Genomic DNA, 18,961 nt, shown 5'->3' with positions numbered 1-18,961 from the left:
TTCGCCGCAATGCGAGAGTATTGCGGCGAATGCCCCCGGCCCCGGCATCCCAGCAAAGATCACCTGGCGCCGATGAAGCAAGGCGTACAGAACCACTCCACAGGAGGACCCAGTGGCGAAGGCGAAGTTCGAGCGGACTAAGCCGCACGTCAACATCGGCACCATCGGTCACATCGACCACGGTAAGACGACCCTCACGGCCGCCATTACCAAGGTGCTGCACGACGCGTACCCGGACCTGAACGAGGCCTCGGCCTTCGACCAGATCGACAAGGCTCCCGAGGAGCGCCAGCGCGGTATCACCATCTCGATCGCGCACGTCGAGTACCAGACGGAGTCGCGTCACTACGCGCACGTCGACTGCCCGGGTCACGCCGACTACATCAAGAACATGATCACGGGTGCGGCGCAGATGGACGGCGCCATCCTCGTGGTCGCCGCCACCGACGGCCCGATGCCGCAGACCAAGGAGCACGTGCTCCTGGCCCGCCAGGTCGGCGTTCCGTACATCGTCGTCGCCCTGAACAAGGCCGACATGGTGGACGACGAGGAGATCCTGGAGCTCGTCGAGCTCGAGGTCCGTGAGCTCCTCTCCGAGTACGAGTTCCCGGGCGACGACCTGCCGGTCGTCAAGGTCTCGGCGCTCAAGGCCCTCGAGGGCGACGCCGAGTGGGGCCAGACCGTCCTCGACCTGATGAAGGCCGTCGACGAGTCCATCCCGCAGCCCGAGCGTGACGTCGACAAGCCGTTCCTGATGCCGATCGAGGACGTCTTCACGATCACCGGTCGTGGCACCGTCGTCACCGGTCGTATCGAGCGTGGTGTCCTCAAGGTCAACGAGACCGTCGACATCATCGGCATCAAGACCGAGAAGACCACCACCACGGTCACCGGCATCGAGATGTTCCGCAAGCTGCTCGACGAGGGCCAGGCCGGTGAGAACGTCGGTCTGCTCCTCCGTGGCATCAAGCGCGAGGACGTCGAGCGCGGCCAGGTCATCATCAAGCCGGGTTCGGTCACGCCGCACACCGAGTTCGAGGCCCAGGCGTACATCCTGTCCAAGGACGAGGGTGGCCGTCACACGCCGTTCTTCAACAACTACCGCCCGCAGTTCTACTTCCGTACGACTGACGTGACCGGCGTGGTGACCCTCCCCGAGGGCACCGAGATGGTCATGCCGGGCGACAACACCGCCATGACGGTCGCGCTGATCCAGCCGGTCGCCATGGAGGAGGGCCTCAAGTTCGCCATCCGTGAGGGTGGCCGGACCGTGGGCGCCGGCCAGGTCGTCAAGATCACGAAGTAATTCGTGTTCTGACCTGGTAGCTCACATCTGAGCACCAAGAGAGGGCCCCGCACCGAAAGGTGCGGGGCCTTTTTCTTGCGCGTTTCAGCCCGCGGCCCGGACCGGAGGAGCTCCTGCCGACCCGAGCGCCCACACCCACGGCGCCCCGTCCACACCGAGGCCTACGGCGACCGGCCCGCGCGCGGTGAGGTGCAGGGTCGGGGCGTCGACCGGGACGGCGCCCTGCGTACGGGTGCGCCGCTCACCCTCTACGAGGGCCTGCACCCGCCCCTTGGCGTCCTTGCCGAGTACGACGAGCCCGTCCTTGGGCGACAGGAGCGCGCCGACGGGCCCGTACCCGTCGAAGGCGGAGGGCTCGGGGGAGCGGCCGGTCCCGTCGGCGCGTACGGAGACGAGCCGGGGGTCGGCGGGGGCCAGCCCCTTGCCCTTGGTCTTCCGGGGATCGGTGAGCGTGCGGTAGAGCAACTGCACACCCCCGTCGGGCAGGCCAACGGCGGTGGGCGCGTCGACGGCGAGCGGGAGGCGGGGTCCGCGCTTGACGTACGCGAGGGGCTCGCCGGGCGCGTCCTGGGTCCAGTGGTGGACGAAGTCGTAGCCGGGCGCGAAGACGTGCACGCGTCCCTGGGCGTCGACGGTCGCGCCGAGCCCGTCCTGCACGGTTTCCCCGCCGAGGGCGAGCCAGGGGCCCCACTGGCCGCCGCTTTCGCGCACGCGCGTACTGACGCCCTTGTCGGCGTTGCGTACGAAGAGGTGGACGCGGCCGTCGGGGGCGGCGACGGCGACGGGGGAGCCGATGCGGCGCCCCCGGTCGTCGCCCAGTTCCGGATTCCCGAGTCCGCGCCAGGCCCGGAAGGCGCCGCCGGCGGAGGCCTGCTCCAGGAGGACGACCTCCCGGGTGTTGGCGCCGGAGCGCCCGGCTATCGCGGCGAACCGCACCCCGAAGAGCAATTGCCGCCCGTCCTTGAGCGCGGCCCCGCCGAGCACGGGCGCGAGCGGCCCGCCGCCGAGGTCGTCCGCCGCCCCGAACCGCCCGCTGCCGGGCGCGGTCTCCCGCCACCGCACGGCACGCAGCCCCAGCACCCCGTAGGCGGCGAGCCGCCCGTCGGGCTCGTTGCCGACGGCAGGCCGGGGCCCGGGGAAGCGGTAGTGGGTGGAGCGCACCCACCCCTTCCAGTTGGTGAGCGGCCGCTTCCCGCCGACGTTGTAGTCCCCGCAGCCGCCGGGGTTGCCGCACCGCCAGTCGGGGGCGCCGCCGTAGGGCTTGAGGTGGGCGGCCTTCTCGGCGAGGACGGCGGGAGGGAGGTTCTTGGGCCAGTGCCGGTTGTAGTAGGCGCGGTAGGAGGTAACGGCGAACCCGGGCACGCCTTTCCGGTCCCGGGTGGCCTGAGCGACGTACCGGACCATCCCCGCCCAGGCGAAGGAGGCGGCGGCGGTGTGATCGGCGTGGTCGGCGTACCCCGGCTGCTCGCTGTCGTGCTGGCGGGCCTTCTCGGTGCTGTGCTGGATGTCGGGGTCGGGGTCGAGGGTCTGGACGAGGGTGGGGGCGTACGTGTCGAGCAGCCCCGCGATGACCTCGACGAGTTCGTCGTACGTGTACGGGGCGGCCGCGCGCAGCGGCGACCCCTCGGCGATGACGACGGGCAGGGACAGTGCCCGGTCCTCCCAGAGGCTGGGCAGCCCCATGCGGCCGCCGCGCAGGGTGTGCATGGCGGTGTTGACGAAGACGAGCTCGGCGTGGCGGCCGTTGTGGACGAGGGTGTTGACCTCGGCGCGGTGCCCGCCGCGCAGGTCGAGTACCGACTTCTGCCAGGGGGTGAAGAGAGGCAGCCCGAGAAGGGAGGCATAGGCCTGCCGCAGCCCCTGATGCCGGGCGGACGAATAAGCGGCCTTGTTGTAGATCCGATCGGAGGGATCGCTCACCACCCGGTTGTCCCCATTGGCCTCCCCGCCGGTGAGATACACGCTGACGATCTTCGCCCCGCCGTCGAGTGCGTGCTGGGTGTCGGGGTTCATGAAGTACAGGTCGTCGTCGGGGTGCGCCACGATCTGCATCAGCACGGCCCGCCGCCCGGCGGACACGGGCTGGCCCGGGGCGGCGGTGGGGTTGTCGCTGCGGTGCCGCTGGCTGGAGGGGACGGAGCAGGCCCCGACGGCGGCGGCGAGCCCGGCGGTGGCGGCGGTACCGAGGACGGCGCGTCTGCTGGGGCGCCGATGCCTGAATGCTCCGAACACGTGCGTTCCCCGTCCCGTCCGCTGTCTCCGTGCGCTCTTTGTCCGGTCGCCGAACTAGACGGGGGGAATGGGGTGGCGGTTGCTCGGGGGAATTCGATTATGGGGCGATGTGAATAGTGGTCAGGATTCCGTTGAATGCAGTTTTCTTTTTCGTCACTTTCTCTTTCCCCGGACGGGTCGGACGGACGGCTCGCCGTTACGCGTACCGGGGCAGGCCGTCCGTGGGGATGGCCATGCCGCCCAACTGGCCCTAAAGCGCGCAGAGTTGGCGCAGATCACCCGCGTGGGTGATGGGGGAGGCTGGAGGGGTTGGGTGGGGTGTTTTCCCTCCGGGACGGAAAGCGCCTCGGCGGCTCACGGCGGCCGGGCGGCGGCTGCGGGTGAGCGGCGGCAGGGCCGATGTCATGCCGGGCGGGGGTCCCGGCCCCGTACGCACGCGTCCTCGGGCGGCACCCCGCCCCCCGCACGTGCATGCCCCCCTGTGACGTGGGGTACGATCCTCGGCTCGATTGGCCAGGCCAGGTCCCCGTGTGGCAGACTGTCGGGGTTGCTCGGTTGAGTGCCGATGCTGCGCGCCTCCCGCCGGGAGGACCGGAAGCGAGTCCCACAGTACTCGTCGCCCTATCTGCCGCCTGCGGCAGCGCTGGGGCGGACGTACGGGAATCTTCCGGGAAGTGTCAGCGGGGCTCCAGCCAGGCGCCCGGTGGGTGTTCTGCCCCCGACTGCTCTTCACTGAGCACGCTCTTCATTGAGCACAGCGCGGTCCCACGGCCCGCATCCCCTTGGTTGGGAAATCCCTATGGGATTTCTGCGTAGAGGGAGTGCGACACGCCCGACCGCGTGGGTCGGAGACAGAGTCGGTAGAACCCCCGGGTTCCAGAGCGTTACGAGACAAAGGACTACTAGGTAGCCATGGCGGGACAGAAGATCCGCATCCGGCTCAAGGCCTACGACCACGAGGTCATCGACTCCTCGGCGAAGAAGATCGTCGAGACGGTGACCCGCACTGGTGCGTCGGTCGCGGGCCCGGTGCCGCTGCCCACTGAGAAGAACGTGTACTGCGTCATCAAGTCGCCGCACAAGTACAAGGACTCTCGCGAGCACTTCGAGATGCGCACGCACAAGCGGCTCATCGACATCCTCGACCCCACGCCGAAGACGGTTGACTCGCTGATGCGCCTCGACCTTCCGGCCGGTGTCGACATCGAGATCAAGCTCTGAAGGGACGGGCCGAGATGAGCAAGAACATCAAGGGCGTCCTGGGCGAGAAGCTCGGCATGACGCAGGTGTGGGACGAGAACAACCGCGTTGTTCCGGTCACCGTCGTCAAGGCCGGGCCGTGCGTCGTGACGCAGGTTCGCACCAACGACGTCGACGGCTACGAGTCGGTCCAGATCGCCTTCGGCGAGATCGACCCGCGCAAGGTGAACAAGCCCCTCAAGGGCCACTTCGCCAAGGCCGACGTGACCCCGCGCCGCCACCTGGTGGAGCTCCGCACCCCTGACGCCAGCGAGTACACGCTGGGCCAGGAGATCACTGCCGAGGTGTTCGAGTCCGGCGTCAAGGTCGACGTCACGGGCAAGAGCAAGGGCAAGGGCTTCGCCGGTGTCATGAAGCGTCACAACTTCAAGGGCCTGGGCGCCGGTCACGGTACCCAGCGCAAGCACCGCTCGCCCGGTTCCATCGGTGGCTGCGCCACCCCTGGCCGTGTGTTCAAGGGCCTCCGCATGGCGGGTCGCATGGGCAACGAGCGTGTGACCACCCAGAACCTGACCGTCCACGCCGTTGACGCCGAGAAGGGTCTGCTGCTCATCAAGGGCGCCGTCCCCGGCCCCAACGGTGGCCTCGTCCTGGTCCGTACTGCGGCCAAGGGGGTTTGAGGAACCGATGAGCACCATTGACATCCTTTCGCCGGCTGGCGACAAGGCCGGGACCGTCGAGCTCCCCGCGGAGATCTTCGACGCGAAGACCAGCGTTCCGCTGATCCACCAGGTCGTCGTCGCTCAGCTCGCGGCTGCCCGCCAGGGCACGCACAAGACCAAGACCCGCGGTGAAGTCCGTGGTGGTGGCAAGAAGCCTTACCGCCAGAAGGGCACCGGCCGCGCCCGTCAGGGTTCGACCCGCGCGCCGCAGTTCGCCGGCGGTGGCGTCGTCCACGGCCCGCAGCCGCGTGACTACTCGCAGCGCACCCCCAAGAAGATGAAGGCCGCCGCCCTGCGCGGTGCCCTCTCCGACCGGGCGCGCCACTCCCGCATCCACGTCGTCACCGGCGTGGTCGACGGTGCGGTGTCCACCAAGGCCGCCAAGACGCTGTTCGGCAAGATCTCGGAGCGCAAGAACCTGCTCCTGGTCGTCGACCGCGCCGACGAGGCCGCGTGGCTGTCCGCCCGCAACCTGCCCCAGGTGCACATCCTGGAGCCGGGCCAGCTGAACACGTACGACGTGATCGTCTCCGACGACGTGGTCTTCACCCAGGCCGCTTTCGAGTCCTTCGTGTCTGGCCCCCAGACCGCTGAGACCGAAGGGAGCGACGCCTGATGTCGGCGACCGTTACCAGCAAGACCTTCACCGACCCGCGCGACCTGCTGATCAAGCCGGTCGTCTCGGAGAAGAGCTACGCGCTGCTGGACGAGAACAAGTACACGTTCATCGTCGCGCCCGGCTCCAACAAGACCCAGATCAAGCAGGCCGTCGAGGCGGTCTTCGGGGTCAAGGTCACCGGGGTCAACACGATCAACCGTCAGGGTAAGCGCAAGCGCACCAAGACCGGTTTCGGCAAGCGCGCTGACACCAAGCGCGCCATCGTGACCCTCGCTGAGGGCGACCGTATCGACATCTTCGGCCAGGCCTCCTAACGGAGCGCCCTGGTCCGAATATCGGACGAGGACTGAGAAATGGGTATCCGCAAGTACAAGCCGACGACTCCGGGCCGTCGTGGCTCCAGCGTCGCCGACTTTGTCGAGATCACGCGGTCCACGCCGGAGAAGTCGCTGGTCCGCCCCCTGCACAGCAAGGGCGGCCGTAACAACACCGGTCGTGTGACCGTCCGCCACCAGGGCGGTGGCCACAAGCGCGCCTACCGAGTGATCGACTTCCGTCGTCACGACAAGGACGGCGTGCCGGCGAAGGTCGCTCACATCGAGTACGACCCCAACCGCACCGCGCGCATCGCGCTCCTGCACTACGCGGACGGCGAGAAGCGCTACATCATCGCCCCCCGTGGCCTGAGCCAGGGCGACCGTGTCGAGAACGGCCCGGCCGCCGACATCAAGCCCGGTAACAACCTGGCCCTTCGCAACATCCCGGTCGGTACCACGATCCACGCGATCGAGCTCCGTCCCGGTGGTGGCGCCAAGTTCGCCCGCTCCGCCGGTGCCTCCGTGCAGCTGCTGGCGAAGGAGGGCACGATGGCCCACCTTCGTATGCCGTCCGGCGAGATCCGTCTGGTCGACGCCCGCTGCCGCGCCACGATCGGCGAGGTCGGCAACGCCGAGCAGTCGAACATCAACTGGGGCAAGGCCGGCCGTATGCGCTGGAAGGGCGTTCGCCCGACCGTCCGCGGTGTCGCGATGAACCCGGTTGACCACCCGCACGGTGGTGGTGAGGGCAAGACCTCCGGTGGTCGCCACCCGGTCTCGCCGTGGGGTCAGAAGGAGGGTCGTACTCGCTCGCCGAAGAAGGCATCGAGCAAGTACATCGTCCGCCGCCGCAAGACGAACAAGAAGCGCTAGGAGCGGGTTTAGATGCCGCGCAGTCTCAAGAAGGGGCCCTTCGTCGACGGACACCTCATCAAGAAGGTGGACGTACAGAACGAGGCAGGCACCAAGAACGTCATCAAGACCTGGTCCCGTCGCTCGATGATCATCCCGGCCATGCTGGGTCACACCATCGCGGTGCACAACGGCAAGACCCACGTCCCGGTGTTCGTCACCGAGTCGATGGTCGGCCACAAGCTCGGCGAGTTCTCGCCGACTCGCACCTTCCGCGGCCACGTCAAGGACGACCGGAAGTCGAAGCGCCGCTAACGCGGGGTGGAAACCGACTATGACTTACACCGAAGGGACAACCATGGAAGCCAGGGCCCAGGCGCGGTACATCCGCGTCACGCCCATGAAGGCCCGCCGCGTGGTGGACCTCATCCGTGGCATGGATGCCACGGAGGCTCAGGCGGTCCTGCGTTTCGCCCCGCAGGCCGCGAGCGTGCCGGTTGGCAAGGTGCTGGACAGCGCCATCGCCAACGCCGCGCACAACTACGACCACACGGACGCCTCTTCGCTGTTCATCAGCGAGGCGTTTGTGGACGAGGGTCCGACCCTGAAGCGGTTCCGTCCGCGTGCTCAGGGCCGTGCCTACCGGATCCGTAAGCGGACCAGCCACATCACCGTGGTCGTCAGCAGCAAGGAAGGAACCCGGTAATGGGCCAGAAGGTTAACCCGCATGGGTTCCGGCTCGGCATCACCACGGACTTCAAGTCCCGTTGGTACGCCGACAAGCTGTACAAGGACTACGTCAAGGAAGACGTCGCCATCCGTCGGATGATGACGTCCGGCATGGAGCGCGCCGGCATCTCGAAGGTTGAGATCGAGCGCACCCGTGACCGCGTGCGGGTGGACATCCACACCGCGCGTCCGGGCATCGTCATCGGCCGCCGTGGCGCCGAGGCCGACCGCATCCGCGGCGACCTCGAGAAGCTCACGGGCAAGCAGGTCCAGCTGAACATCCTCGAGGTCAAGAACCCCGAGATGGACGCTCAGCTGGTCGCGCAGGCCGTTGCCGAGCAGCTCTCCTCCCGCGTCTCCTTCCGTCGCGCCATGCGTAAGAGCATGCAGGGCACGATGAAGGCCGGCGCCAAGGGCATCAAGATCCAGTGCGGTGGCCGTCTCGGCGGCGCCGAGATGTCCCGCTCGGAGTTCTACCGCGAGGGCCGTGTGCCCCTGCACACGCTCCGCGCGAACGTGGACTACGGCTTCTTCGAGGCCAAGACGACCTTCGGCCGCATCGGCGTGAAGGTCTGGATCTACAAGGGCGACGTCAAGAACATCGCCGAGGTCCGCGCCGAGAACGCCGCGGCCCGTGCGGGTAACCGCCCGGCCCGTGGTGGCAACGAGCGTCCGGCCGGCCGTGGTGGCCGTGGCGGCGAGCGTGGCGGTCGCGGCCGCAAGCCGCAGCAGGCTGTTGCTGCCGAGGCCCCCAAGGCCGAGGCCGCTGCCGCCGCTCCGGCTGAGAGCACCGGAACGGAGGCCTGACCGACATGCTGATCCCCCGTAGGGTCAAGCACCGCAAGCAGCACCACCCCAAGCGCCGCGGTATGGCCAAGGGTGGTACGACGGTTGCGTTCGGCGAGTACGGCATCCAGGCCCTCACGCCGGCGTACGTGACCAACCGCCAGATCGAGGCGGCTCGTATCGCGATGACCCGCCACATCAAGCGTGGCGGCAAGGTCTGGATCAACATCTACCCGGACCGCCCGCTCACGAAGAAGCCTGCCGAGACCCGCATGGGTTCCGGTAAGGGTTCTCCGGAGTGGTGGATCGCGAACGTGCACCCGGGTCGGGTCATGTTCGAGCTGTCCTACCCGAACGAGAAGATTGCTCGTGAGGCGCTCACCCGCGCTGCTCACAAGCTCCCGATGAAGTGCCGCATCGTTCGGCGCGAGGCAGGTGAGGCGTGATGTCGGCCGGAACCAAGGCGTCCGAGCTGCGCGAGCTGGGCAACGAGGAGCTTGTTGCCAAGCTCAGCGAGGCCAAGGAAGAGCTGTTCAACCTCCGCTTCCAGGCGGCGACCGGTCAGCTCGAGAACCACGGTCGGCTCAAGTCCGTCCGTAAGGACATCGCCCGGATCTACACCCTGATGCGCGAGCGCGAGCTGGGCATCGAGACGGTGGAGAGCGCCTGATGAGCGAGAAGAATGTGACTGAGACGACTGAGCAGCGCGGTTTCCGCAAGACCCGTGAGGGTCTGGTCGTCAGCGACAAGATGGACAAGACCGTCGTCGTCGCTGTCGAGGACCGTGTGAAGCACGCGCTGTACGGCAAGGTCATCCGCCGTACGAACAAGCTCAAGGCGCACGACGAGCAGAACGCTGCCGGCGTCGGCGACCGCGTCCTCATCATGGAGACGCGTCCGCTGTCGGCGACGAAGCGCTGGCGCATCGTCGAGATCCTCGAGAAGGCCAAGTAATTTCCTGAGCTTTTGCTCAGGATCAGTTCCGCCAGGCTCGGCCGGGGCTTGAGAGATCAAGCCCCGGCCGGGAACCGGCAGACGATCAGGAGATAGACGTGATCCAGCAGGAGTCGCGACTGCGTGTCGCCGACAACACTGGTGCCAAGGAGATCCTTTGCATCCGTGTTCTCGGTGGCTCCGGTCGCCGCTACGCGGGCATCGGTGACGTCATTGTCGCCACCGTCAAGGACGCGATCCCCGGTGGCAACGTGAAGAAGGGCGACGTCGTCAAGGCTGTCGTCGTGCGCACCGTCAAGGAGCGTCGTCGTCAGGACGGCTCGTACATCCGCTTCGACGAGAACGCGGCCGTCATCCTCAAGAACGATGGCGACCCCCGCGGCACCCGCATCTTCGGCCCGGTGGGCCGGGAGCTGCGCGAGAAGAAGTTCATGAAGATCATCTCGCTCGCGCCGGAGGTGCTGTAAGCATGAAGATCAAGAAGGGCGACCTGGTCCAGGTCATCACCGGTAAGGACAAGGGCAAGCAGGGCAAGGTCATCGCGGCCTTCCCCCGCGAGGACCGCGTCCTGGTCGAGGGTGTCAACCGGGTCAAGAAGCACACGAAGGCCGGCCAGACCGCTCGCGGTTCGCAGACCGGCGGCATCGTCACGACCGAGGCGCCGATCCACGTCTCCAACGTCCAGCTGGTCGTTGAGAAGGATGGCAACAAGGTCGTCACGCGTGTCGGTTTCCGCTTCGACGAAGAGGGCAACAAGATCCGCGTTGCCAAGCGGACGGGTGAGGACATCTGATGGCTACCACCACGACTCCGCGTCTGAAGACGAAGTACCGCGAGGAGATCGCGGGCAAGCTGCGTGAGGAGTTCTCGTACGAGAACGTCATGCAGATCCCCGGCCTCGTCAAGGTCGTCGTCAACATGGGTGTGGGCGACGCCGCCCGCGACTCCAAGCTGATCGACGGCGCCATCCGCGACCTGACCACGATCACCGGCCAGAAGCCGGCCGTGACGAAGGCCCGGAAGTCCATCGCGCAGTTCAAGCTGCGTGAGGGTCAGCCGATCGGCTGCCACGTCACCCTCCGCGGTGACCGCATGTGGGAGTTCCTGGACCGTACGCTGTCGCTCGCGCTGCCGCGTATCCGTGACTTCCGTGGTCTGTCGCCGAAGCAGTTCGACGGCCGTGGCAACTACACCTTCGGTCTCACGGAGCAGGTCATGTTCCACGAGATCGACCAGGACAAGATCGACCGTACCCGGGGTATGGACATCACCGTGGTCACCACGGCGACCAACGACGAAGAGGGCCGTGCGCTCCTCCGTCACCTCGGCTTCCCGTTCAAGGAGGCGTAAGCGAGATGGCGAAGAAGGCTCTCATCGCGAAGGCTGCCCGTAAGCCCAAGTTCGCTGTGCGCGCGTACACCCGCTGCCAGCGCTGTGGCCGGCCGCACTCCGTGTACCGCAAGTTCGGCCTGTGCCGCGTCTGCCTTCGTGAGATGGCTCACCGTGGCGAGCTGCCGGGCGTGACCAAGAGCTCCTGGTAAACCCCGTAATTTCGGGTTTTTCCGGAGTCTCTCGGTAAGCAAAGGGTGGGCGGAGGCCCTCCCCTCCATGGCTTAGGCTAGGAGGGTTGGGCGTCCGCCGCCCGTACGACTTACTACGCCGTAGGTCCCCGCGCCGCACCCGTCCCGCCCATGTGTGGGGAGAGGGATGGCGCATACAGGAAACCCCGGCGAGAGAGGCCGAAGGCCAATTCATGACCATGACTGATCCGATCGCAGACATGCTCACGCGTCTGCGTAACGCGAACTCGGCGTACCACGACTCCGTCGTGATGCCGCACAGCAAGATCAAGTCGCACATCGCGGAGATCCTCCAGCAGGAGGGCTTCATCACCGGCTGGAAGGTCGAGGACGCCGAGGTCGGCAAGAACCTCGTCCTCGACCTGAAGTTCGGGCCGAACCGTGAGCGCTCCATCGCGGGCATCAAGCGGATCTCGAAGCCCGGTCTGCGTGTGTACGCGAAGTCCACCAACCTGCCGAAGGTGCTCGGCGGCCTGGGCGTGGCGATCATCTCCACGTCCCACGGTCTGCTCACCGGCCAGCAGGCGCAGAAGAAGGGCGTGGGTGGGGAAGTCCTCGCCTACGTCTGGTAGTCGGGAACGGAGGAAAAGCTAATGTCGCGAATCGGCAAGCTCCCCATCCAGGTTCCCGCTGGTGTGGACGTCACCATCGACGGCCGCACGGTCACGGTCAAGGGGTCCAAGGGCACCCTGACCCACACCGTCGCCGCGCCGATCGAGATTGTTAAGGGCGAGGACGGCGTTCTGAACGTCACCCGTCCCAACGACGAGCGTCAGAACAAGGCCCTGCACGGCCTGTCCCGCACGCTGGTGGCGAACATGATCACCGGCGTGACCCAGGGATACGTCAAGGCGCTCGAGATCAGCGGTGTCGGTTACCGCGTCCAGGCGAAGGGCTCCAACCTGGAGTTCGCGCTCGGATACAGCCACCCGATCACCATCGAGGCTCCCGAAGGCATCACCTTCAAGGTCGAGTCGCCCACGAAGTTCTCGGTCGAGGGCATCGACAAGCAGAAGGTCGGCGAGGTCGCGGCGAACATCCGCAAGCTGCGGAAGCCCGACCCGTACAAGGCCAAGGGCGTCAAGTACGCCGGCGAGGTCATCCGCCGCAAGGTCGGAAAGGCTGGTAAGTAAGCCATGGCATACGGTGTGAAGATCGCCAAGGGCGACGCTTACAAGCGTGCCGCCAAGGCGCGCCGCCACATCCGCATCCGCAAGCACGTGTCGGGTACGGCGGAGCGTCCGCGCCTCGTCGTGACGCGTTCCAACCGCGGTATCACCGCTCAGGTCATCGACGACATCAAGGGTCACACCCTGGCGTCGGCGTCGAACCTGGACGCTTCGATCCGCGGCGGCGAGGGTGACAAGTCCGCGCAGGCCAAGCAGGTCGGCGCCCTGGTCGCCGAGCGCGCCAAGGCCGCCGGTGTCGAGGCCGTCGTGTTCGACCGTGGTGGCAACAGGTACGCCGGGCGCATTGCCGCTCTGGCTGACGCCGCCCGCGAAGCCGGGCTGAAGTTCTAAGCCCCGGTTCCGGGACTAACGGACGTAACAGAGAGAGGTAATCCAATGGCTGGACCCCAGCGCCGCGGAAGCGGTGCCGGTGGCGGCGAGCGGCGGGACCGGAAGGGCCGTGACGGTGGCGCTGCCGCCGAGAAGACCGCGTACGTTGAGCGCGTTGTCGCGATCAACCGCGTCGCCAAGGTTGTCAAGGGTGGTCGTCGCTTCAGCTTCACCGCGCTCGTCGTGGTGGGTGACGGTGACGGCACCGTAGGTGTCGGTTACGGCAAGGCCAAGGAAGTTCCCGCGGCCATCGCCAAGGGCGTCGAGGAAGCCAAGAAGAACTTCTTCAAGGTTCCCCGCATCCAGGGCACCATCCCGCACCCGATCCAGGGCGAGAAGGCGGCCGGCGTTGTCCTGCTGAAGCCTGCTTCCCCCGGTACCGGTGTTATCGCCGGTGGCCCGGTGCGCGCCGTCCTGGAGTGCGCCGGCGTTCACGACATCCTGTCGAAGTCGCTCGGCTCCGACAACGCGATCAACATCGTGCACGCGACCGTGGCGGCCCTCAAGGGCCTGCAGCGTCCCGAGGAGATCGCGGCCCGCCGCGGTCTGCCCCTCGAGGACGTCGCCCCCGCGGCTCTGCTTCGTGCGCGTGCCGGGGCGGGTGCGTAATGGCCCGCCTCAAGATCACGCAGACGAAGTCGTACATCGGCAGCAAGCAGAACCACCGCGACACCCTGCGTTCGCTCGGGCTCAAGCGCCTGAACGACGTGGTTGTCAAGGAGGACCGTCCCGAGTTCCGCGGCATGGTGCACACCGTCCGCCACCTCGTGACGGTTGAGGAGGTCGACTGACATGGCGGAGAACAAGCCGCTGAAGGCCCACGACCTCCGTCCCGCCCCGGGCGCCAAGACCGCCAAGACCCGTGTGGGTCGTGGTGAGGCGTCGAAGGGTAAGACGGCCGGCCGTGGTACCAAGGGTACGAAGGCCCGTTACCAGGTTCCGGAGCGCTTCGAGGGTGGCCAGATGCCCCTCCACATGCGTCTTCCGAAGCTGAAGGGCTTCAAGAACCCGTTCCGCACCGAGTTCCAGGTCGTGAACCTGGACAAGCTCGGCGCCCTCTACCCCGAGGGTGGCGAAGTCACCGTTGCCGACCTGGTCGCCAAGGGTGCCGTGCGCAAGAACAGCCTCGTCAAGGTCCTGGGCCAGGGCGAGATCTCCGTGGCGCTGCAGGTGACGGTCGACGCCGTCTCCGGCTCCGCCAAGGAGAAGATTGCCGCCGCCGGCGGCACCGTCACCGAGCTCGTCTGAGACAGTTCGTTGGCCTGAACATCCGACCGGGGATGCCCTCTCAAATGGGGCATCCCCGGTTGGTCGTTCCTAGGGGGGCAGGGTCGCCGGTAAGGTGGCGTGCACTGTCTAAGTTTCCGTGCGGTATGCCGTCCGGTTCCTCTGACTCATTCCGTATTCGTCGATCCTCAAGACCGTCACCTCGCACCAAGCGCGGGGGTCGCAGGAGGCACCGTGCTCACCGCGTTCGCCCAGGCGTTCAAGACGCCTGACCTGCGCAAGAAGCTGCTCTTCACGCTCGGCATCATCGTGCTCTACCGGATGGGGACGCACGTCCCGATCCCCGGTGTGAGCTACAAGAACGTTCAGATCTGTGTGGACCAGGCGCAACAGGGCAACAGCCTCTTCGGCCTGGTGAACATGTTCAGCGGCGGCGCGCTGCTGCAGATCACGATCTTCGCGCTGGGCATCATGCCGTACATCACGGCGAGCATCATTCTGCAGCTGCTGACCGTGGTGATCCCGCGCCTGGAAGCCCTCAAGAAGGAGGGTCAGGCCGGCACGGCCAAGATCACGCAGTACACGCGTTACCTGACGGTCGCCCTGGCGATCCTGCAGGGCACCGGCCTGGTGGCCACCGCCCGCTCGGGTGCGCTGTTCAGCGGCTGCCAGGTCGCCAGCGAGATCGTGCCGAACCGCTCGATCTTCACCACCATCACGATGGTCGTCACGATGACCGCCGGCACCGCCGCCGTCATGTGGCTCGGTGAGCTCATCACCGACCGCGGCATCGGCAACGGCATGTCGATCCTGATGTTCATCTCGATCGCCTCCAGCTTCCCCACCTCGCTGTGGGCCATCAAGAAGCAGGGCCACCTGGCGCAGGGCTGGATCGAGTTCAGCACCGTCATCCTGGTCGGCCTGGTCATGGTCGCCCTGGTGGTCTTCGTCGAGCAGGCGCAGCGCCGCATCCCGGTCCAGTACGCGAAGCGCATGATCGGCCGCCGTTCCTACGGCGGTACCTCGACCTACATCCCGCTGAAGGTCAATCAGGCGGGTGTGATCCCCGTCATCTTCGCGTCGTCGCTGCTCTACATCCCGGCGCTGGTCGTGCAGTTCTCCAACTCGACCTCGGGCTGGGCGACCTGGATCAAGGACAACTTCGTCAAGGGCGACCACCCGTACTACATCATCAGCTACTTCCTCCTGATCGTGTTCTTCGCCTTCTTCTATGTGGCGATCTCGTTCAACCCCGAGGAAGTCGCCGACAACATGAAGAAGTATGGTGGCTTCATCCCGGGTATCCGGGCTGGTCGACCTACTGCTGAGTACCTGAGCTATGTGCTCAACCGGATCACCTGGCCGGGGTCGCTGTATCTGGGACTGATCGCGCTCGTACCGACGATGGCGTTGGTGATCTTCGGGGCCAACCAGAGCTTCCCGCTGGGCGGGACAAGCATCCTCATCATCGTGGGTGTGGGTCTGGAGACCGTGAAGCAGATCGAGAGCCAGCTCCAGCAGCGCAATTACGAAGGGTTCCTCCGCTGATGCGAATCGTCCTCGTCGGGCCGCCCGGTGCCGGCAAGGGAACGCAGGCCGCGTTCCTCGCCAAGAACCTCGGGATCCCGCACATCTCCACGGGCGACCTCTTCCGTGCCAACATCAGCCAGGGCACGGACCTGGGCAAGCAGGCCAAGTCGTACATGGACGCCGGCAACCTGGTGCCGGACGAGGTCACCATCGGGATGGCCAAGGACCGGATGGCGCAGCCGGACGCCGAGAACGGCTTCCTGCTCGACGGGTTCCCGCGCAACGTGGTGCAGGCCGAGGCGCTCGACGAGGCGCTGAAGGCGGACGGCATGAAGCTCGACGCCGTCCTGGACCTCGAAGTCCCCGAGGACGAGGTCGTGAAGCGGATCGCCGGCCGGCGCATCTGCCGCACCGACTCCGCCCACGTCTTCCACGTCACCTACAACGCGCCGAAGGCCGAGGGTGTCTGCGACATCTGCGGCGGCGAGCTGTACCAGCGCGGTGACGACACCGAGGACACGGTCCGCAAGCGCCTCGAGGTCTACCACAGCGAGACCGAGCCGATCATCGACTTCTACCGGGCCCAGGGCCTGGTCGTCACGATCTCCGCGCTCGGCAAGGTCGACGAGGTCACGGAGCGCGCGATGCACGCCCTGAAGGCCGAGAAGACCGCCTGACTCGCGGTACGCAGTTGAACGGCCGCGGCGCCCCTCCGGGCGCCGCGGCCGCTGCCGTGTCCGGGCCCGGGTGCCCGTATCGTTGACGTAACCCCCGTATCCGTACTGAGAAAGGCGTCAGCCGCCATGGTGGAGATCAAGACCCCCGAGCAGATCGCGAAGATGCGCGAGGCGGGACTGGTCGTCGCCGCCATCCACGCGGCGACCCGCGAGGCGGCGGTGCCCGGCGCCACGACGAAGGACCTGGACGAGGTCGCCCGCAAGGTGATCGCCGAGCACGGCGCCAAGTCGAACTTCCTGGGGTACGGCGGCTTCCCCGCCACCATCTGCACCTCGGTCAACGAGGTCGTCGTCCACGGCATCCCGGACGAGAAGACCGTCCTGAAGGACGGCGACGTCATCTCCATCGACGCCGGCGCGATCATCGACGGCTGGCACGGCGACGCGGCCTTCACGGCCTTCGTGGGCTCCGGTCACGCTCCGGAGCTGATCGAGCTCTCCCGGGTCACCGAGGAGTCGATGTGGGCCGGCATCGCGGCGGTGAAGAAGGGCAACCGCCTGGTGGACGTCTCCCGGGCGATCGAGAGCTACATCCGCCGCCAGCCGCGCCCGCCGAAGGGCAAGTACGGGATCATCGAGGAGTACGGCGGTCACGGCATCGGCTCCGAGATGCACATGGACCCGCACCTCCTGAACTACGTGGACAAGCGCCGCCTGCTCGGCCGCCACAACCCGAAGCTGGTCCCGGGCTTCTGCCTGGCCATCGAGCCGATGGTGTCCCTGGGCACGCCCCGCACCGAGGTGCTTGAGGACGACTGGACGGTCATCACGACCGACGGCACCTGGTCTTCCCACTGGGAGCACTCGGTGGCGCTGACCGAGGCGGGCCCGATCGTCCTGACCTCCCCGGACTGCGGCAAGGCGAAGCTGGCGGAGTACGGCGTGACGACGGCGCCCGACCCGCTGGGCTGACCTGCCCCGTGTTGTCCGCTTAACGATCTACTGTTGAGGGCAAACTCCCCTGATTCGTCTTTTCGGGTGCCCTGACGTAGACTGATGCGTCGGCTCTCGTGTACCCGTGTGTCCGCACACGATCGCGGGAGTCGATCAAGGTAGCCGATTCGAAAGGCGAAGCGTGGCCAAGAAGCAAGGTGCCATCGAAATCGAGGGCACCGTGATCGAGTCCCTCCCGAACGCCATGTTCAAGGTGGAGCTCCAGAACGGTCACAAGGTCCTCGCGCACATCAGCGGCAAGATGCGGATGCACTACATCCGCATCCTCCCGGATGACCGGGTCGTGGTGGAGCTCTCTCCGTACGACCTGACGCGTGGCCGGATCGTCTACCGGTACAAGTAGATCTCACGACCCGGAGAACCTGAATCCCATGAAGGTCAAGCCGAGCGTCAAGAAGATCTGCGACAAGTGCAAGGTGATCCGCCGTCACGGCCGGGTCATGGTCATCTGCGACAACCTGCGCCACAAGCAGCGCCAGGGCTGACGCACGCCGACCGACCTGCATTTACGCAGTTCTTCGCGCGACGCACGTAATACGTACATACGCAGAGCCCGTCGGGCCGTTCTTCCACGGTTGACGACACCTCCGGCGGGGGCCGGGGACCCGGACGTACCACCTCTCAGCAGAGACGGTCGGCGGTCGGGAGTGGTTCTGCGGAAGACCCCCGAACACACAGGAGCCATTGAATGGCACGCGTTTCCGGTGTTGACATCCCGCGCGAAAAGCGCGTGGAGATCGCACTCACCTACGTCTTCGGCATCGGCCGCACCCGGTCCAAGGAGATCCTCTCCTCGACCGGTGTGAACCCGAACACCCGCGTTCGTGACCTGGCCGAAGAGGACCTGGTCAAGATCCGCGAGTACGTGGACGCCAACCTCCGCACCGAGGGTGACCTCCGCCGCGAGATCCAGGCCGACATCCGCCGCAAGGTCGAGATCGGCTGCTACCAGGGTCTGCGCCACCGTCGTGGCCTCCCGGTCCACGGTCAGCGCACCAGCACGAACGCCCGTACCCGCAAGGGCCCGCGTCGCGCGATCGCCGGCAAGAAGAAGCCGGGCAAGAAGTAGTCCTCAGCGGACGCTTGACCACACGGTCTTCGCTGTAGGACCGACCACCTCCCGTAGGAGATATAGATGCCCCCCAAGGGTCGTCAGGGCGCTGCCAAGAAGGTGCGCCGCAAGGAAAAGAAGAACGTCGCTCACGGGCACGCCCACATCAAGAGCACGTTCAACAACACGATCGTCTCGATCACGGACCCCTCGGGCAACGTGATCTCCTGGGCGTCCGCCGGCCACGTCGGCTTCAAGGGCTCCCGCAAGTCGACTCCGTTCGCCGCGCAGATGGCCGCCGAGTCGGCCGCCCGCCGCGCGCAGGAGCACGGCATGCGCAAGGTCGACGTCTTCGTCAAGGGTCCGGGCTCCGGCCGTGAGACCGCGATCCGCTCCCTCCAGGCCACTGGCCTCGAGGTCGGCTCGATCCAGGACGTCACCCCGACGCCGCACAACGGCTGCCGTCCGCCCAAGCGCCGCCGCGTCTGACGCACTGCGCTTGACCTGTGGTTTTCGGGCGGTACGGCTCTTCGGGGCCGTGCCGCCCGTACCCTTGCAGTACGTAGTACCCCGAGGGCGTCAAATAGTGGGCGCCCACGACTGAAG

At 66.8% G+C, this 18,961-nt stretch carries 30 protein-coding genes; 29 read left to right on the top strand and 1 reads right to left on the bottom strand.

Annotated features, from left to right (window positions below; translation table 11 throughout):
• The first annotated feature begins 112 nt into the window (after window positions 1-112).
• Window positions 113-1,306 (top strand): elongation factor Tu, encoded by a 1,194-nt coding sequence (gene tuf / locus QIY60_RS09860; protein WP_101389597.1) that lies wholly within the window; start codon window positions 113-115, stop codon window positions 1,304-1,306.
• Window positions 1,307-1,390: 84 nt separating this feature from the next.
• Here the strand turns inward: tuf and QIY60_RS09855 are convergent, their stop codons facing one another.
• Entirely contained in the window at window positions 1,391-3,538 is a 2,148-nt protein-coding gene (locus QIY60_RS09855; RefSeq protein ID WP_283142060.1) for a PIG-L family deacetylase, read from the bottom strand.
• 912 nt (window positions 3,539-4,450) lie between these two features.
• Between QIY60_RS09855 and rpsJ the strand changes: the two genes are divergently transcribed.
• The 28 genes from rpsJ to rpsK all read left to right on the top strand — a co-directional run bounded on the left by rpsJ (window position 4,451) and on the right by rpsK (window position 18,844).
• Complete coding sequence (gene rpsJ / locus QIY60_RS09850; protein WP_003948644.1) at window positions 4,451-4,759, top strand: 30S ribosomal protein S10; 309 nt, start codon at window positions 4,451-4,453, stop codon at window positions 4,757-4,759.
• Between the two features lie 14 nt (window positions 4,760-4,773).
• Window positions 4,774-5,418, top strand: coding sequence for a 50S ribosomal protein L3 (gene rplC, locus QIY60_RS09845; RefSeq protein WP_067163147.1), 645 nt, complete (start codon window positions 4,774-4,776; stop codon window positions 5,416-5,418).
• A 7-nt stretch (window positions 5,419-5,425) separates the two neighbouring features.
• Window positions 5,426-6,076, top strand: coding sequence for a 50S ribosomal protein L4 (gene rplD, locus QIY60_RS09840; RefSeq protein ID WP_067163149.1), 651 nt, complete (start codon window positions 5,426-5,428; stop codon window positions 6,074-6,076).
• Window positions 6,073-6,393 carry a 50S ribosomal protein L23 gene (gene rplW / locus QIY60_RS09835; RefSeq protein ID WP_266988295.1) on the top strand — a complete coding sequence of 107 codons (321 nt, stop codon included), beginning with the start codon at window positions 6,073-6,075 and terminating at the stop codon, window positions 6,391-6,393. The genes rplD and rplW overlap by 4 nt, the downstream gene beginning before the upstream one ends.
• A 39-nt stretch (window positions 6,394-6,432) precedes the next feature.
• Complete coding sequence (rplB, locus tag QIY60_RS09830; RefSeq protein WP_101389600.1) at window positions 6,433-7,269, top strand: 50S ribosomal protein L2; 837 nt, start codon at window positions 6,433-6,435, stop codon at window positions 7,267-7,269.
• A 12-nt stretch (window positions 7,270-7,281) separates the two neighbouring features.
• The gene (gene rpsS, locus QIY60_RS09825) at window positions 7,282-7,563 is read left to right on the top strand and encodes a 30S ribosomal protein S19 (RefSeq protein WP_266785550.1); all 282 of its coding nucleotides are present in this window, start codon (window positions 7,282-7,284) and stop codon (window positions 7,561-7,563) included.
• A gap of 43 nt (window positions 7,564-7,606) precedes the next feature.
• Window positions 7,607-7,954, top strand: coding sequence for a 50S ribosomal protein L22 (gene rplV, locus QIY60_RS09820; RefSeq protein WP_030359020.1), 348 nt, complete (start codon window positions 7,607-7,609; stop codon window positions 7,952-7,954).
• Window positions 7,954-8,784 carry a 30S ribosomal protein S3 gene (gene rpsC, locus QIY60_RS09815; protein WP_101389601.1) on the top strand — a complete coding sequence of 277 codons (831 nt, stop codon included), beginning with the start codon at window positions 7,954-7,956 and terminating at the stop codon, window positions 8,782-8,784. Before rplV ends, rpsC begins: the two co-directional genes overlap by 1 nt.
• Window positions 8,785-8,789: 5 nt before the next feature.
• Window positions 8,790-9,209 carry a 50S ribosomal protein L16 gene (gene rplP / locus QIY60_RS09810; RefSeq protein ID WP_101389602.1) on the top strand — a complete coding sequence of 140 codons (420 nt, stop codon included), beginning with the start codon at window positions 8,790-8,792 and terminating at the stop codon, window positions 9,207-9,209.
• Window positions 9,209-9,433, top strand: a complete 225-nt coding sequence (gene rpmC / locus QIY60_RS09805; RefSeq protein ID WP_067163159.1) for a 50S ribosomal protein L29 — start codon at window positions 9,209-9,211, stop codon at window positions 9,431-9,433. Before rplP ends, rpmC begins: the two co-directional genes overlap by 1 nt.
• Window positions 9,433-9,717, top strand: a complete 285-nt coding sequence (rpsQ, locus tag QIY60_RS09800; protein WP_283142059.1) for a 30S ribosomal protein S17 — start codon at window positions 9,433-9,435, stop codon at window positions 9,715-9,717. Before rpmC ends, rpsQ begins: the two co-directional genes overlap by 1 nt.
• Window positions 9,718-9,815: 98 nt before the next feature.
• Window positions 9,816-10,184: a 50S ribosomal protein L14 gene (gene rplN, locus QIY60_RS09795; RefSeq protein WP_053727611.1), complete on the top strand. Its 369-nt coding sequence runs from the start codon at window positions 9,816-9,818 to the stop codon at window positions 10,182-10,184.
• A gap of 2 nt (window positions 10,185-10,186) precedes the next feature.
• Entirely contained in the window at window positions 10,187-10,510 is a 324-nt protein-coding gene (gene rplX, locus QIY60_RS09790) for a 50S ribosomal protein L24 (RefSeq protein WP_101389603.1), read from the top strand.
• On the top strand, window positions 10,510-11,067 hold the full coding sequence (gene rplE / locus QIY60_RS09785; protein WP_101389604.1) for a 50S ribosomal protein L5: 558 nt from the start codon (window positions 10,510-10,512) through the stop codon (window positions 11,065-11,067). Before rplX ends, rplE begins: the two co-directional genes overlap by 1 nt.
• Before the next feature lie 5 nt (window positions 11,068-11,072).
• A complete protein-coding gene (locus QIY60_RS09780; protein ID WP_004571834.1) occupies window positions 11,073-11,258 on the top strand; it encodes a type Z 30S ribosomal protein S14 in 186 nt (61 codons plus the stop codon).
• A gap of 212 nt (window positions 11,259-11,470) precedes the next feature.
• Window positions 11,471-11,869 carry a 30S ribosomal protein S8 gene (rpsH, locus tag QIY60_RS09775; protein ID WP_101389605.1) on the top strand — a complete coding sequence of 133 codons (399 nt, stop codon included), beginning with the start codon at window positions 11,471-11,473 and terminating at the stop codon, window positions 11,867-11,869.
• A gap of 21 nt (window positions 11,870-11,890) precedes the next feature.
• A complete protein-coding gene (rplF, locus tag QIY60_RS09770) occupies window positions 11,891-12,430 on the top strand; it encodes a 50S ribosomal protein L6 (protein WP_101389606.1) in 540 nt (179 codons plus the stop codon).
• 3 nt (window positions 12,431-12,433) lie between these two features.
• A complete protein-coding gene (gene rplR / locus QIY60_RS09765) occupies window positions 12,434-12,817 on the top strand; it encodes a 50S ribosomal protein L18 (RefSeq protein WP_101389607.1) in 384 nt (127 codons plus the stop codon).
• 45 nt (window positions 12,818-12,862) lie between these two features.
• Window positions 12,863-13,465 (top strand): 30S ribosomal protein S5, encoded by a 603-nt coding sequence (rpsE, locus tag QIY60_RS09760; protein ID WP_017239585.1) that lies wholly within the window; start codon window positions 12,863-12,865, stop codon window positions 13,463-13,465.
• A complete protein-coding gene (rpmD, locus tag QIY60_RS09755; RefSeq protein ID WP_005313525.1) occupies window positions 13,465-13,647 on the top strand; it encodes a 50S ribosomal protein L30 in 183 nt (60 codons plus the stop codon). Before rpsE ends, rpmD begins: the two co-directional genes overlap by 1 nt.
• 1 nt (window position 13,648) lies before the next feature.
• Window positions 13,649-14,104, top strand: coding sequence for a 50S ribosomal protein L15 (gene rplO / locus QIY60_RS09750; protein WP_067163177.1), 456 nt, complete (start codon window positions 13,649-13,651; stop codon window positions 14,102-14,104).
• 213 nt (window positions 14,105-14,317) lie between these two features.
• Window positions 14,318-15,631, top strand: a complete 1,314-nt coding sequence (gene secY / locus QIY60_RS09745) for a preprotein translocase subunit SecY (RefSeq protein WP_283142058.1) — start codon at window positions 14,318-14,320, stop codon at window positions 15,629-15,631.
• Window positions 15,631-16,290 (top strand): adenylate kinase, encoded by a 660-nt coding sequence (locus QIY60_RS09740; RefSeq protein ID WP_283142057.1) that lies wholly within the window; start codon window positions 15,631-15,633, stop codon window positions 16,288-16,290. Before secY ends, QIY60_RS09740 begins: the two co-directional genes overlap by 1 nt.
• Before the next feature lie 126 nt (window positions 16,291-16,416).
• A complete protein-coding gene (gene map, locus QIY60_RS09735; RefSeq protein WP_101389610.1) occupies window positions 16,417-17,262 on the top strand; it encodes a type I methionyl aminopeptidase in 846 nt (281 codons plus the stop codon).
• 163 nt (window positions 17,263-17,425) lie between these two features.
• A complete protein-coding gene (gene infA / locus QIY60_RS09730; RefSeq protein WP_003956442.1) occupies window positions 17,426-17,647 on the top strand; it encodes a translation initiation factor IF-1 in 222 nt (73 codons plus the stop codon).
• Window positions 17,648-17,675: 28 nt separating this feature from the next.
• Complete coding sequence (rpmJ, locus tag QIY60_RS09725; RefSeq protein WP_003956441.1) at window positions 17,676-17,789, top strand: 50S ribosomal protein L36; 114 nt, start codon at window positions 17,676-17,678, stop codon at window positions 17,787-17,789.
• A 203-nt stretch (window positions 17,790-17,992) separates the two neighbouring features.
• A complete protein-coding gene (gene rpsM / locus QIY60_RS09720) occupies window positions 17,993-18,373 on the top strand; it encodes a 30S ribosomal protein S13 (protein ID WP_101389611.1) in 381 nt (126 codons plus the stop codon).
• A gap of 66 nt (window positions 18,374-18,439) precedes the next feature.
• Window positions 18,440-18,844, top strand: a complete 405-nt coding sequence (gene rpsK, locus QIY60_RS09715; RefSeq protein WP_003956432.1) for a 30S ribosomal protein S11 — start codon at window positions 18,440-18,442, stop codon at window positions 18,842-18,844.
• The last annotated feature ends 117 nt before the right edge of the window (window positions 18,845-18,961 follow it).

This window comes from Streptomyces sp. BPTC-684, assembly GCF_030028635.1.
Taxonomy (GTDB): Bacteria; Actinomycetota; Actinomycetes; order Streptomycetales; family Streptomycetaceae; genus Streptomyces; species Streptomyces noboritoensis.
The sequence above is the reverse complement of the archived record's forward strand: the minus strand, read 5'-3'. Positions and strand labels throughout refer to the sequence as shown.